This window comes from Arthrobacter sp. ZGTC131 (assembly GCF_002929275.1).
Classification (GTDB): Bacteria; Actinomycetota; Actinomycetes; order Actinomycetales; family Micrococcaceae; genus Arthrobacter.
Window position 1 is genome coordinate 36,552 of sequence record NZ_PJIK01000014.1, and the last position, 12,259, is coordinate 48,810.

11 protein-coding genes and 1 tRNA gene are annotated in these 12,259 nt (G+C 67.8%); 5 read left to right on the plus strand and 7 right to left on the minus strand.

Features of this window, described 5'->3' with window-relative positions; all coding sequences use genetic code 11:
- From CXQ90_RS16555 to CXQ90_RS16565, 3 genes are all read right to left on the minus strand, one after another.
- On the minus strand, positions 1 to 599 hold a 599-nt coding region (locus CXQ90_RS16555; RefSeq protein ID WP_104140469.1), incomplete at its 3' end, for a hypothetical protein.
- Positions 600 to 635: 36 nt separating this feature from the next.
- Positions 636 to 1,379, minus strand: a complete 744-nt coding sequence (locus tag CXQ90_RS16560; RefSeq protein WP_104140470.1) for a hypothetical protein — start codon at positions 1,377 to 1,379, stop codon at positions 636 to 638.
- Positions 1,376 to 2,209 (minus strand): hypothetical protein, encoded by an 834-nt coding sequence (locus CXQ90_RS16565; RefSeq protein ID WP_104140471.1) that lies wholly within the window; start codon positions 2,207 to 2,209, stop codon positions 1,376 to 1,378. Before CXQ90_RS16565 ends, CXQ90_RS16560 begins: the two co-directional genes overlap by 4 nt.
- Before the next feature lie 195 nt (positions 2,210 to 2,404).
- Here CXQ90_RS16565 and CXQ90_RS16570 point away from each other — a divergent pair, with 195 nt between their 5' ends.
- Positions 2,405 to 4,069: an ABC-F family ATP-binding cassette domain-containing protein gene (locus CXQ90_RS16570; RefSeq protein ID WP_104140472.1), complete on the plus strand. Its 1,665-nt coding sequence runs from the start codon at positions 2,405 to 2,407 to the stop codon at positions 4,067 to 4,069.
- Positions 4,066 to 5,979, plus strand: a complete 1,914-nt coding sequence (locus tag CXQ90_RS16575) for an ABC transporter ATP-binding protein (protein WP_104140473.1) — start codon at positions 4,066 to 4,068, stop codon at positions 5,977 to 5,979. The genes CXQ90_RS16570 and CXQ90_RS16575 overlap by 4 nt, the downstream gene beginning before the upstream one ends.
- Before the next feature lie 68 nt (positions 5,980 to 6,047).
- On the opposite strand, the gene CXQ90_RS16580 is transcribed toward CXQ90_RS16575, so the two are convergent.
- The 3 genes from CXQ90_RS16580 to CXQ90_RS16590 form a co-directional block, all read right to left on the minus strand.
- Positions 6,048 to 6,446 (minus strand): NUDIX domain-containing protein, encoded by a 399-nt coding sequence (locus CXQ90_RS16580; protein WP_104140474.1) that lies wholly within the window; start codon positions 6,444 to 6,446, stop codon positions 6,048 to 6,050.
- Positions 6,443 to 6,979, minus strand: coding sequence for a DUF6314 family protein (locus CXQ90_RS16585; RefSeq protein ID WP_258064570.1), 537 nt, complete (start codon positions 6,977 to 6,979; stop codon positions 6,443 to 6,445). The genes CXQ90_RS16580 and CXQ90_RS16585 overlap by 4 nt, the downstream gene beginning before the upstream one ends.
- Before the next feature lie 37 nt (positions 6,980 to 7,016).
- Positions 7,017 to 7,089: transfer RNA gene (locus tag CXQ90_RS16590), tRNA-Arg, on the minus strand.
- Between the two features lie 86 nt (positions 7,090 to 7,175).
- On the opposite strand from CXQ90_RS16590, the gene CXQ90_RS16595 reads away from it, so the two are divergent.
- On the plus strand, positions 7,176 to 7,967 hold the full coding sequence (locus CXQ90_RS16595; RefSeq protein ID WP_104140475.1) for a DUF998 domain-containing protein: 792 nt from the start codon (positions 7,176 to 7,178) through the stop codon (positions 7,965 to 7,967).
- On the opposite strand, the gene CXQ90_RS16600 is transcribed toward CXQ90_RS16595, so the two are convergent.
- Positions 7,964 to 8,596, minus strand: a complete 633-nt coding sequence (locus CXQ90_RS16600; protein ID WP_104140476.1) for a hypothetical protein — start codon at positions 8,594 to 8,596, stop codon at positions 7,964 to 7,966. The two genes, CXQ90_RS16595 and CXQ90_RS16600, sit on opposite strands and share 4 nt — an antisense overlap.
- A 105-nt stretch (positions 8,597 to 8,701) precedes the next feature.
- On the opposite strand from CXQ90_RS16600, the gene CXQ90_RS16605 reads away from it, so the two are divergent.
- Both CXQ90_RS16605 and pcrA read left to right on the plus strand, forming a co-directional pair.
- Positions 8,702 to 9,550, plus strand: a complete 849-nt coding sequence (locus tag CXQ90_RS16605; protein WP_104140477.1) for an inositol monophosphatase family protein — start codon at positions 8,702 to 8,704, stop codon at positions 9,548 to 9,550.
- Positions 9,551 to 9,639: 89 nt separating this feature from the next.
- Positions 9,640 to 12,258 (plus strand): DNA helicase PcrA, encoded by a 2,619-nt coding sequence (gene pcrA / locus CXQ90_RS16610; protein WP_104140478.1) that lies wholly within the window; start codon positions 9,640 to 9,642, stop codon positions 12,256 to 12,258.
- The last annotated feature ends 1 nt before the right edge of the window (position 12,259 follow it).

Genomic DNA, 12,259 nt, shown 5'->3' on the forward strand with positions numbered 1-12,259 from the left:
TTCCAGCCGGCTTCGGCTTCTGTGACGAGGCCGGTGGCCACGAGGCCTCCGGTGAGTCCGACGCCGGCAGCCCGCGAGGTGGCGATGGCCACCTCGGGGGCCATCCGGTTTGCGGTCAGCTGTGCCGAGTAGTTCTGCGGGGCGATGCCGGTGGCGGCGGAGACGCGGTGGCGGAGTTCGCCGTCGTCAATGGCGTCCACCCAGTTCTTCACGGACGTGGCGTGCGCGGCCGGGCCGAGTTCCGGCAGTCCGGCCCGCGATGCCTCGGCGGTGTGCGGATCCGGTTCAACCGCGGAGCGGGCGATCACCGCGCGCAGGAGGTCGACGGTGGAGATCTGGCTCACCAGCTCCTGCGGCGTGGGCGAGGCCGCCTGCTCGGCGAGACCGTGGTAGATCTCGAAATAGGCCAGCGCTGCCACCGGGTTGACGCCGAAGGCCCGGCTGATGCTGACAACGGTAGCCTCGCCCACCTTGCCCCGGACAAGCTGCTGGGCCAGGGTGGTGCGCTTGATCCCCGACAGCCTGCAGACATCGGCCGTGCTGGTGTCCGGCGCAACGCCGTGCAGCCAGCGTTGGAAGGCTTTGGCGGGGAGGGGCATGGGACGCTCTCTGGGGAACGGACGATTGGGTTGATCTTAGCGGCGGGCCGCCGGCCGCTCCACGCGGTCCCGGGCACCCCGGCCCGCCCTGACCTTTGCCACCCAGATCAGCGCCAAGCCCACGACGAAGCACAGGATGGCCGTGTAGTTGATGACGAACTCCACGAATCCGATAGCCGGGGGAACGACGGGGAAAAGAACACTGAGGGCAACGGCTAGCCCGCCGATGGCCAGCAGGAGCGCGCTGATCCGGAGCAGCGCCGGCAGGGTGCTGCGCACCGCGCGCAGCATGGCCGGCAGAAGTACCAGGCAAACATAGGCCGGGTAGGCGCGGCCGGCGGCCCCGTAGTACTCCACAAGCATGCCGTTCCGTTCATCCTTGATACTGACGGTCGCCATCCCTGCAGACGATCCTTCGGTGTCCATCATGGCGAAGAGGACCAGCAGGGCCGCCGAAATCAGCGCCAGGAAGACCGATCCGGCATGACCCCGAATGAGCCTCATGCCACGCTCGTCTCCGAAGCCGTTGGCGATCCGGATGCCCAGGAAATAGATCGCCCCGAAGATGATGAAGCGGAGGAGCAGGTTGGCCAGGTTCGTGCCTCCCAGCAGGCCGTCAATGACCAGATAGGGGCCTTTGATGCTCAGGAGGGTGGCCAGGGTCATCAGCGCAAGAACGTAGAACATTGACCTGTTCTTCCTGCGCACCAGATTCGGGATCCGGGACAGCGCCGCGGCCCCGCACACGATGAGGGTGCTCCACTGCAGGATCTCGATCATCCCAGGTTCTCCCAGATCTTTTCGGTTTGTTGGTGGTCGTGTTCCTGGCGCCGCAGGATTTTCCCGAGCGCCTGGAGGCGGTCTCCTGCCAAAGCTGTCAGGTCGCCCTCGGACAGCATATCGAGGGCGGACTGGCGGGCGCCTGGGTTCCAGCCGGCTTCGGCTTCTGTGACGAGGCCGGTGGCCACGAGGCCTCCGGTGAGTCCGACGCCGGCAGCCCGCGAGGTGGCGATGGCCACCTCGGGGGCCATCCGGTTTGCGGTCAGCTGTGCCGAGTAGTTCTGCGGGGCGATGCCGGTGGCGGCGGAGACGCGGTGGCGGAGTTCGCCGTCGTCAATGGCGTCCACCCAGTTCTTCACGGACGTGGCGTGCGGCACCGGGCTCAGCGCCTGCTGCTCGCGGGCCGGGACCGGCTGCTCTGGCGGCGCCGGTTGCGCGGGCGCCGGCTGCTCGGGGGCCGGACTGCGGCCTGCGGCGGTGGCGGCTCCGGCAGGGGATTCCGCAGCGGCTTCCGCGGTGGGTGTGGAACGGGCAATGACCGCGCGCAGGAGGTCGACGGTGGAGATCTGGCTCACCAGCTCCTGGGGCGTGGGCGGGACTTGGGGTCCGGCGAGGTCGCGATAGGTGTCAAAGTAGGCCAGGGAACTGACAGGGTTGACGCCGAACGCGCGGCTGATGCTCACGACGGTCGCCTCAGCCACCTTGCCCCGGACAAGCTGCTGCGCCAACGTGGTGCGTTTAACCCCCGACAACCTGCAGACATCCGCGATGCTGGTGTCCGGCGCAATGCCGTGCAGCCATCGCTGGAACGCCTTGGCGGGGAGTGGCATGGAACGCTCTCTGCTGAACGAATGGGTGACACTGTGATGGCGGTGGACAACATCGATTTTACGCAGGCCGAAGCATCAACTATGCTAGATGGTCGAACCCGTTGGTCCGTACACCCCCCAAGTCCGGACCAGCGGGTTCTTTCATGCCCGCCTGAATTTTCGGGCTAATACGGGCGGCGGTGAGAGGATGGACTAATGACTGCAACCCTTGTTGCCAAAGAACTTTCGGGCGGTCATGATCACCGCACGCTCTTCTCCAAGCTCTCCCTCACGGTTGCCCCCGGGGACGTCGTTGGAGTGGTCGGCGCCAACGGTGCCGGCAAATCCACGCTGCTCCGGCTGTTGGCCGGCGTGGACCAGCCTCAGCAGGGCAGCGTCAGCCTGGCCCCGGCCGATGCTTTCGTGGGCTGGCTTCCGCAGGAACACGAGCGGATAGCAGGCGAGACCATCGCCGGGTACATCGCCCGCCGCACCGGCTCCGCCCACGCAACGGAGGAGATGGAAGCCACGGCCGAGGCGTTGGGTGCGGGCGCGCCCGGCGCGGACGACGCCTACTCCCTTGCATTCGACCGCTGGATGGCCTCAGGCGCCGCGGACCTGGACGAACGCATACCGCCGGTCCTGGCCGATCTGGGCCTGGACGTTGGGCCTGAGGCCGAAATGACCGGGCTGTCCGGCGGCCAGGCGGCGCGCGTCGCGCTGGCGGCCCTGCTGCTGAGCCGTTTCGACATCGTGCTGCTGGATGAGCCCACCAATGACCTTGACCTTGACGGGCTGGCCAGGCTGGAGGCCTTCGTCCAGGGTCTCCGCGGCGGCGCGGTGCTCGTCTCGCACGACCGCGAGTTCCTGGCCCGCTGCGTGACCACCATTGTGGAGCTGGACCTCGCCCAGAATTCCGTGGCCGTGTACGACGGCGGCTACGAGGCCTTCCTGGAGGAACGCGCCGTCGCCCGCCGGCACGCCCGCGAACGCTATGACGAATTCGCCGCCACCAAGGCCGACCTCGTGTCCCGGGCAAGGACCCAGCGTGAATGGAGCTCCCAGGGCGTCCGGAACGCGATGAAGAAAAACCCGGACAACGACAAGATCCGTCGCGCAGCCAGCTCCGAATCCTCGGAAAAGCAGGCGCAGAAAGTGCGGCAGATGGAATCCCGCATCGCCCGCCTGGACGTCGTGGAGGAGCCGCGCAAGGAGTGGCAGCTGCAGTTCAGCATCGGCCAAGCCCCGCGGTCCAGCTCCGTGGTGGCCACGCTCCGCGACGCCGTGGTCCGGCAGGGGAGCTTCACCCTCGGGCCGGTGAACCTTCAGCTCAACGCCGGTGAGCGGATCGGCATTACCGGGCCCAACGGGGCCGGTAAATCGACGCTGCTCCGGCTGCTGCTGGGAGTGCAGGAGCCTGACTCCGGTGATGCGTCCCAGGGAGCGTCCGTGGCCGTCGGCGAGATCGACCAGGCCCGGGGACTGCTGGCCGGACACCTGAAACTCGCGGATGCCGTGGAGGCCGTGCTGGCCGATCAGACGCCAGCGGAGGTCCGCACCTTGCTGGCCAAATTCGGGCTCAAGGCGGACCACACCGCCCGCACCGTGGACTCGCTGTCGCCGGGCGAGCGCACGCGTGCCGCCCTTGCCCTCCTGCAGGCCCGCGGCGTGAACCTCCTGGTGCTGGACGAGCCCACCAACCACCTGGACCTGCCGGCTATCGAACAGCTGGAGGACGCCCTGGAAAGCTATGAGGGCGCCCTGCTGCTGGTGACGCACGACCGCCGACTGCTGGAAAACGTCCGACTCGACGTCCGCTGGAACGTGGACAACGGCACGGTCACCGAACTGATGACAGGCAAGATGGAGCAGAAGCAATGAGCATGGATGGCGTGGCCTGGCGCTCGCTATACAACATCACCCGGGCCAAGAGCGGGTCCAAGCCGTTCTCCAAGGAAACGCTGAAGCGGGTCCTTGGCTTTGCCAGGCCGCACCGCGGCAGGCTGATCGCCTTCGTTGCCGTGTCCATCGCCATGGCCTTCCTTGCCGTTGCAACACCGGTGCTGGCCGGCCAGGTGGTGAACGCCATTGTTGCCAGGTCGGGCGGGGACGAAGTGATCCGTCTCGCCGCGCTCATCGCCGGCGTGGCCGTGGCCGAGGCCGCGCTCGGCATGGTGAGCCGTTGGCTGTCCTCCACCATCGGCGAGGGCGTCATCGTTGACCTCCGCACCCGGGTCTTCGACCATGTGCAGAAAATGCCGATCGCGTTCTTCACCCGGACCCGCACCGGCGCCCTGGTCAGCCGGCTCAACAATGACGTCATCGGCGCACAGTCCGCTTTCGCAGGCACCCTCTCCGGCGTGGTCAGCAACGTGGTGGCACTGGTCCTGACCCTCGTGGTCATGCTCAACACGTCGTGGCTGGTCACCGTGCTGGCCATGATCCTGCTGCCGATCTTCCTCATTCCCGCCCGGAGGATGGGCTCCCGGCTGGCCGACCTGCGCCGCGAGGCCGCCGAGCACAACGCGGCCATGGGCACCCAGATGACCGAGCGCTTCTCCGCTCCGGGCGCCACCCTGGTGAAGCTCTTCGGCCGCCCCGACGAAGAGTCCCGCGAATTCGCCGTCCGGGCCGGCCGTGTCAGGGACATCGGCGTCCGCACGGCCATGCTGCAGTTCACCTTCGTGACCGCGCTGACGCTGGTATCGGCGCTCGCCCTGGCTCTCGTCTACGGCCTCGGCGGCTGGCTGGCCATCGCGGGCCAGCTCGCGCCCGGCGATGTCGTGGTGCTGGCGCTGCTGCTCACCCGCCTTTACGCGCCGCTGACGGCTCTCTCCAACGCCCGGGTGGAGATCATGAGCGCCCTGGTCAGCTTCGAACGCGTGTTTGAGATCCTCGACCTCGAGCCGCTCATCCGCCAAAAGCCGGACGCCGTGGAGGTCCCGCCGGGCCCTGTCGCGGTGGAGTTCGACGACGTCAGGTTCGCCTACCCGTCCGCGGACAAGGTCTCCCTTGCCTCCCTGGAGGAGGTGTCCACGCTGGACACCCGCGGCGGCGAAGAGGTGCTGCACGGCATCAGTTTCCGGGTGGAACCGGGCCAGACCGTGGCCCTGGTGGGCTCCTCCGGTGCGGGCAAATCCACCATCGCCCAGCTGCTGTCGAGGCTGTACGACGTCGACTCCGGCGCCGTGCGCCTCGGCGGCCCGGCCTCCGGCCGGGGCCTGGACGTCCGCGACCTGACGTTTGATTCCATGCGGGCGACGCTCGGCATGGTCACCCAGGACGGGCACCTGTTTCATGAATCCATCGCCTCCAACCTGCGGCTGGCCCGCCCGGACGCCACCGAAGAGGACATGTGGGACGTGCTGCGCCAGGCGCGGCTTGAGTACATGATCCGCTCGCTGCCGGACGGCCTGGACACGGTGGTGGGGGAGCGCGGCTACCGGCTTTCCGGCGGGGAGCGACAGCGCCTCACCATCGCCCGGCTGCTGATCGCCCAGCCGCGGGTGGTCATCCTCGACGAAGCCACTGCGGCGCTGGACTCCACGAACGAAGCCGCCGTGCAGGCGGCGCTGGGCGCGGCGCTCGAGGGGCGCACCGCCGTCGTGATTGCCCACCGGCTGTCCACGATCCGCGCCGCGGACGTGATCCTGGTGGTGGAGGACGGCTCCATCGTGGAGCGCGGCACGCACACCGAGCTTCTTGCCGCTGACGGGCGCTATGCCGAGTTGTACCGGACGCAGTTTGCCGAGGCAACCGCCGTGGCCGAGGAAGCCGTTCCGGAGCTCTAGCCGGTCATCGATGCGTGAGGTCCCGGCACTTAGATGGGATCAAAGTGCCGGGATTCCACCCGTCGGTGTCAGCGGCGGGCCAGGGCCGGGAGGATGTGGTCCGTGAGCAGCGGGGCGAGGTCGGCTGGCAGGTCCGCGGCCAGGTCCAGCCAGCGGATTTCTGCGATCTCGGCCGAGGGATGGGCCACCCATGTCCCCGGTGCCGTGAAGACGGTTGCCTCGATTTCCGTGGCGGCTTCGTTGGCGGCCTCGGCCAGCCACACGCCCATGAGCGTCAGTTCGCGCGGATCCACAATGATCCCCACTTCCTCCGCGAGTTCCCGGGCCGCCGCCTGCACCGCGGTTTCGCCCGGTTCCGGCTTGCCGCCGGGGTGCATGAACTTGTCCGTGCCGCGTTTGCGGACGGTCAGGAGCCGGCCGGCCCGGTCATAGACGCAGACGGCGGAGACGATGATGCGCGGATTCACGGGTTCGAGCCTAGCGGGTCGGTGCCCAGCTGCCCGGAGCCTAGCTGCCCGGTGTCCAGCTGCTCCGGGGACACAGCCGCCGCGGGAAGGCGCCGCAGCACGGATTCCAGCAGCAGGTCCTTGCGGGGCCCGGTGACGTCCCAGGTATAGCTGAACTGGTCGGGGCCCGTGAGCGAATATGTGACGCGGTAGGTGTCGGGATTGCACCAGTGCCGGTCCTGGCTGGCGTCCGCGGAAAAGCTCATCCGGTGGAACGGCCGGCCGTCATGAAACTCCATGTCCATGGCGTCGGGGGAGTCCGTGGGCCTGAGCACGTAGTCGCGGGTGGCCGGGCCGGTGAAGGTTTCGCCCGCCGCAGCAGGCCAGCGCACGGTGCCTTCTTCGTGGAAGCGCAGCGCGCCGTCGTCGTCCGTTCCAGAAAAGGTCACGACGCCGGAAAAAGTTCCGCGGGTGCCGGCCGCCCGGTCCGCCATGGTCCGCTGCACGGACCAGCGGCCCTCAGGGGCGGCGTCCGGAAGGGAAGGTCCCAGCAGATAGCCGCGGAGACCGGAGCTGTGCTGCGCATTCAAGTGCCCTCGATTGGAATCGAACCAACGACACCGGCTTTAGGAGAGCCGTGCTCTATCCACTGAGCTACGAGGGCGGGCGTCCGCCGCCGCCGGTATTTAGCCGGCCCGTTCGAACACGATTACAAGCATACAAGGTGACGGCGCGTACTACGCTCTTGGCATGGCCGCCGCAGCTCAAGCACCCTCCGTCCGGGGCACGTTCCTGCCTGACACCGCCTCGACCCGGCAGTACATCGGTGCCTGGGCGGTGCTCAGCGTGGTCCAGTATTTCGTGGCCGAGGCGGCAGTGATCGGAGCCTGGGCTGGCCCTGAACGGTACAGCCGGCGCACCGGACTCATCAGCGATCTGGGCGCCGTCAACTGCGGTGCTTTTGACGGACGCAACGTCTGCTCGCCCTTACACGTGCTCATGAACACGTCCTTCGTGGTGCAGGGAATGGGCATGCTGCTGGGCGCGCTGCTGCTGAGCTCCGCGCTGTTGCGGATCGCGGCAAGGCCTGGAGTGCGGATCGCGGTGAGGCACGCCGGCGAGGTGCCGTGGCTGGCAGCGCTTGGCGCGCGGATCCTGACCGGGGCGGCCGGTGCCGGAACTGTCATCGTGGGGTTGGTCCCGGAGGATGTGGGCTCGGGCTGGCATTACGCCGGAGCAGTCCTGTACTTCATCGCAGGAGCCCTCGCGCTTCTGCTGCTGGGCTGCCTGTGGCTGCGCCAGACGCCGCTGGGATGGTTCATCCTGGTTGCCGGAGTTGTGTCCACCGCGGCGCTCGTCACGGCGGGCGTCACCGGATTGGATGTCCCGGAACCCGGCACCTTGGAACGCCTCATGGGCTACCCCATCACCATCGGGCTGGCCGCCGCCGGACTGGTGATCGCCCAGCGCGTCCGGCACGAGCGCGTGGTGCGCAAGGCCCTCCGGGCGGCGCGGGCCTCCGGGCTGCCTAGGCCTGCCTAGGCCTGCGGCTGCTTCCGCGCCCGGCGCCCCAGGAACACCGATGCGCCGCCGATCACCAGGCTCAGCACCAGCAGCACCCAGCCGGCCACTGTGAGGCCGGAGGCCAGGGCCACCTGCGCGGGGTCGAGGTTCACGGCAGCCACCATGGAGTCAACGGCCACGTTGCCCCACAGCCGGACCACCACGAACAGCAGCGGCACGCACCACAGCGCCCAGCGGAGACCCTTCTTCGCCACGTTCGTGCCGATCAGGAGCAACCAGGTGAAACCAAAGATCAACGGGAACAGGGTGCCGGCGGTCTTGTGGATGTAGTTGAGCTGGCCGCGGGCATCGCCGTCCATGGCACGGCGGAGCTGATCCGCGTAGCCTGCGTCGAAGCCGCCGATGAGGGAATCGGGCATGGGCAGGCCGCCGGAGAGCTGGGTGATCTGGTTCAGCGTGAGCAGGTGGAGGTACCAGAACAGGAACAGGCTGGCCACGACGCCGGCAATGACAATCAGGCTGCCGTTGTTCTGCGCCTTTTCCGGGGAGCGGGCCGTGGTGGGGTTGATCACCGGAGGCAGATGGTGCTGGGGAACATCGGCCTTTGCGCCGTGCTTCTTGATCCGCTGTGCAGGTGTCTTGGCCATGCGTCCATTATCGCCCGGCGGGCATCGCACTGAGGGCATCATCGGCGGGCTTCGCCCGGCACCGCGCCTGTTCAGTGCCGATGACCGCGCTATAGGCTGGGGACCGTGACCGAACTGGGAAGACACAAACTGGGTAAACACAGCGCCGCTAACCTGAGCGCCGAGCTCGACGATTACGAACTGGCTTCCGCCCTGGTCCGCGAGGCGGGAATGCTGGCGCTCATGATGCGGCAGGGCGGGCTCGACGCCCAGCGCAAAACGTCCATCTCCGACGTCGTCACTGCCGCTGACCATGCCGCCGAGGCGTACGTGCTGGAGCAGCTGCGCCGCTGCCGGCCCGACGACGGCGTCCTGGGCGAGGAAGGCGCCGCTTTCCACGGAAGCAGCGGCCGGACCTGGGTCATTGACCCGGTGGACGGAACCTATAACTTCCTCCACGGTTCCACCTACTGGTGCTCCGCGCTTGCCCTCAAGGATGAATCCGACGTGCTGCTGGGAGCCATCTTCCAGCCCGAGGAAGACAAGCTGTGGCTGGGCGGCACGGGCCGCTCCGCCACGCTCAACGGCGATCGCGTCACCACGTTCGCGTCGGACGGGGCTAACCGCGGCGCCGACGAGCTTTCCCAGATCGGTGCCGCCACCTACATCCACCCGCGATGGCTGGCGGATCCGATGTGCGCCATGCCCTGGCATGCCGCCGCCAGCTCTGCTGCCACGCTGCGCATGTTCGGGTCCGGCTCCTGCGATCTCGGGCGCGTGGCGGACGGCGAACTTGGCTGCTGGTTCCAGCACAGCTGCCCGGAATGGGACTGGCTGCCCGGGAAGGCGATTGTCCTCGCCGCCGGCGGCGCCACCGGAAGCGTCTACGTGAACGGGCTCGAGTGGTTCATTGCAGGAGGCGCGACGGCGGTGCACCAGCTGCGTGCGGCCCTTGAGTCAGGTTCGGTGGACTAGCTCGCTGCGCGGTCTGTCGGGGGAGCGTCGAGGCGTCATCCACAGGGCGGAATGCAGTGTCAGCCCCACCGCCTAGACTTGTAGTCACCATGGATATGTTGTTTGACCCGTACGCTGACGGTCCGTTCAAGGCAGGCTCCCGCGCCGCCGCCCTCACCAAGTCGCGCCCCGAATCGGGGCAGGCGGCCGTCGAATTCGGCGGCGGAGGACCGGGCCGGAGGGACCACCCGGCGGGTCCGTCAGGTGGTCCGGCAGGTGGCGGCTCTGCCGGTGCCGGCCCCGCCGGTGGCGGCGCTGCAAGCAGGGGCTCCGCAGGCGGGGGCACTGGAGGTGGCGGCCAGGCCGGCGACTGGGCTGCCCGGCCGCAACTACCGGATGCCGGCGCCTTGCTGGAGGGACTGAATCCTCAGCAGGAAGAAGCCGTCAAGCATGCCGGCACCGCGCTGCTGATCGTGGCGGGCGCCGGTTCAGGCAAGACCCGCGTGCTCAGTAACCGGATCGCGTACCTGATTGCCACGCGGCGCGCCCATCACGGCGAGATCCTGGCCATCACGTTTACCAACAAGGCCGCCGCCGAAATGCGGGAGCGCATCGAGGCCCTCGTGGGCGGCCGGGCCAAGATCATGTGGATTTCCACCTTCCACTCGTCCTGTGTGCGCATCCTCCGCCAGGAAGCCGCCAACGTTGGGCTCAAGTCCAATTTCTCCATCTATGACTCCGCGGACTCCCTGCGGCTTGTCACACAGGTGTCCAAGATGCTGGACCTGGATCCCAAGAAGTTCGCGCCCAAGGCCATCCAGCACAAGATCTCAGCGCTCAAGAACGAGCTGATTGACGCCCATTCCTACGCCTCCTCGGTCAACCACAACGATCCCTTTGAACAGGCCGTGGCGGACGTCTTCAAGGGCTACACCCAGCGGCTCCGCCAGGCCAACGCCATGGACTTCGACGACCTCATCGCCGAGACCGTCTACATGTTCAGGGCGTTCCCGGCCCTGGCTGATTCCTACCGGCGCCGCTTCCGTCACGTGCTGGTGGACGAATACCAGGACACCAACCACGCGCAGTACGCACTGGTCCGGGAAATCGTGGGCGAGGGGCCGGGAGCGGCCGAGCTCACCGTCGTGGGCGATTCCGATCAGTCGATCTATGCCTTCCGCGGGGCCGACATCCGCAACATCGTGGAGTTCGAGAAGGACTACCCCGATGCCCGCACCATCAAGCTCGAACAGAACTACCGCTCCACCCAGAACATCCTGAGCGCCGCCAACTCCGTCATCTCCCGCAATCCGAACCGGCCGGAGAAGCGGCTGTGGACGGCGGAGGGCGAGGGCCACAAGATCATCGGCTACGTGGGCGAAAACGAACACGATGAAGCCCAGTTCATCGCCAAGGAGATCGACCGGCTGCAGGACGAGGACAACCTCCGCCCCGGGGACGTCGCCATCTTCTACCGCACCAACGCCCAGTCCCGGTCCATCGAGGATGTCCTGGTGCGCGTCGGCCTGCCCTACAAGGTGGTGGGCGGCACCAGGTTCTACGAGCGCAAGGAAATCAAGGACGCCCTCGCGTACCTGCGGGTCCTGGTGAACCCCGACGACGACGTCAACCTCCGCCGGGTCCTCAACGAACCCAAGCGCGGGATCGGCGACCGCGCCGAGGGCGCCGTCGCAGCCCTGGCCGAACGGGAGCGGACTTCGTTCATGGCGGCTGCCCGCCGCGCCGACCAGGCGCCCGGCATGGCCACCCGTTCCGTCAACGCCGTTCTCGGCTTCGTGAAGCTCCTGGACGACCTCGCCGAGGTGGCCTCCGGATCCGGCGCGGCCGCGGCACTTGAAGCCGTCCTGGAACAGACCGGGTACCTGGCAGGGCTGCGGTCAAGCACCGACCCCCAGGACGAATCCCGGGTGGAAAACCTCGCGGAACTAGTCGCCGTCGTGCGTGAGTACGAACAGGAGAATCCGGAGGGCTCCCTCGGGGCGTTCCTGGAGCAGGTCTCGCTCGTCGCGGACGCCGACCAGATTCCGGACGCGCCCGGAGCCGACATCGATGCCGCGGTGGCCGAGGCCAAACGGCTGGGCGTGGTCACGCTCATGACACTGCACACTGCCAAGGGCCTCGAATTCCCCGTGGTGTTCCTGACCGGCATGGAGCACGGGCTCTTCCCGCACCAGCGTTCCGCCACGGACCCGAAGGAGCTGGCCGAGGAACGCCGCCTCGCCTACGTGGGCCTCACCCGCGCCCGGAAGCGGCTGTACGTGACGCGCTCCGAAGTCCGGAGCATGTGGGGCCAGAGCCAGTACAACCCTGCCAGCCAGTTCCTCGAAGAAATCCCGTCCGAACTCGTCGAATGGAAGCGCGAGGGCAGCAGCCGGCAGTCCGGCGGCTGGGGGAGCGGGGCGCCGATCGGCTCCAACCGGTATGGCGGATCATTTTGGGGAGCCGGCACGTCGCGCGGTGCCGCGGCCGATTCCTCGGCAGGCTTCAACGCGGACGTTCCCGCCGCCGTCGCGAAGAACCGTGTCCAGCCGCAGAAGGAAGTTGTCGCGGTCAGCGTGGGGGACAAGGTCAACCACACCAGTTTCGGCAACGGAACGGTGTTGGCTGTCGAAGGGGCAGGGGACAAAACCGTGGCGAAGGTGAAGTTCGACGTCGGCGAGAAGCGGCTGTTGCTGCGCTACGCGCCGCTCACCAAACTCGACGCCTGAC

What these genes read in the sequence shown, in the direction of transcription:
- CXQ90_RS16575 (WP_104140473.1), top strand. Translation starts at nt 4,066, where the DNA reads ATGAGCATGGATGGCGTGGCCTGGCGCTCGCTATACAACATCACCCGG.
- CXQ90_RS16600 (WP_104140476.1), bottom strand. Translation starts at nt 8,596, where the DNA reads ATGGCCAAGACACCTGCACAGCGGATCAAGAAGCACGGCGCAAAGGCC.
- pcrA (WP_104140478.1), top strand. Translation starts at nt 9,640, where the DNA reads ATGGATATGTTGTTTGACCCGTACGCTGACGGTCCGTTCAAGGCAGGC.
- CXQ90_RS16570 (WP_104140472.1), top strand. Translation starts at nt 2,405, where the DNA reads ATGACTGCAACCCTTGTTGCCAAAGAACTTTCGGGCGGTCATGATCAC.
- CXQ90_RS16565 (WP_104140471.1), bottom strand. Translation starts at nt 2,209, where the DNA reads ATGCCACTCCCCGCCAAGGCGTTCCAGCGATGGCTGCACGGCATTGCG.
- CXQ90_RS16595 (WP_104140475.1), top strand. Translation starts at nt 7,176, where the DNA reads ATGGCCGCCGCAGCTCAAGCACCCTCCGTCCGGGGCACGTTCCTGCCT.
- CXQ90_RS16560 (WP_104140470.1), bottom strand. Translation starts at nt 1,379, where the DNA reads ATGATCGAGATCCTGCAGTGGAGCACCCTCATCGTGTGCGGGGCCGCG.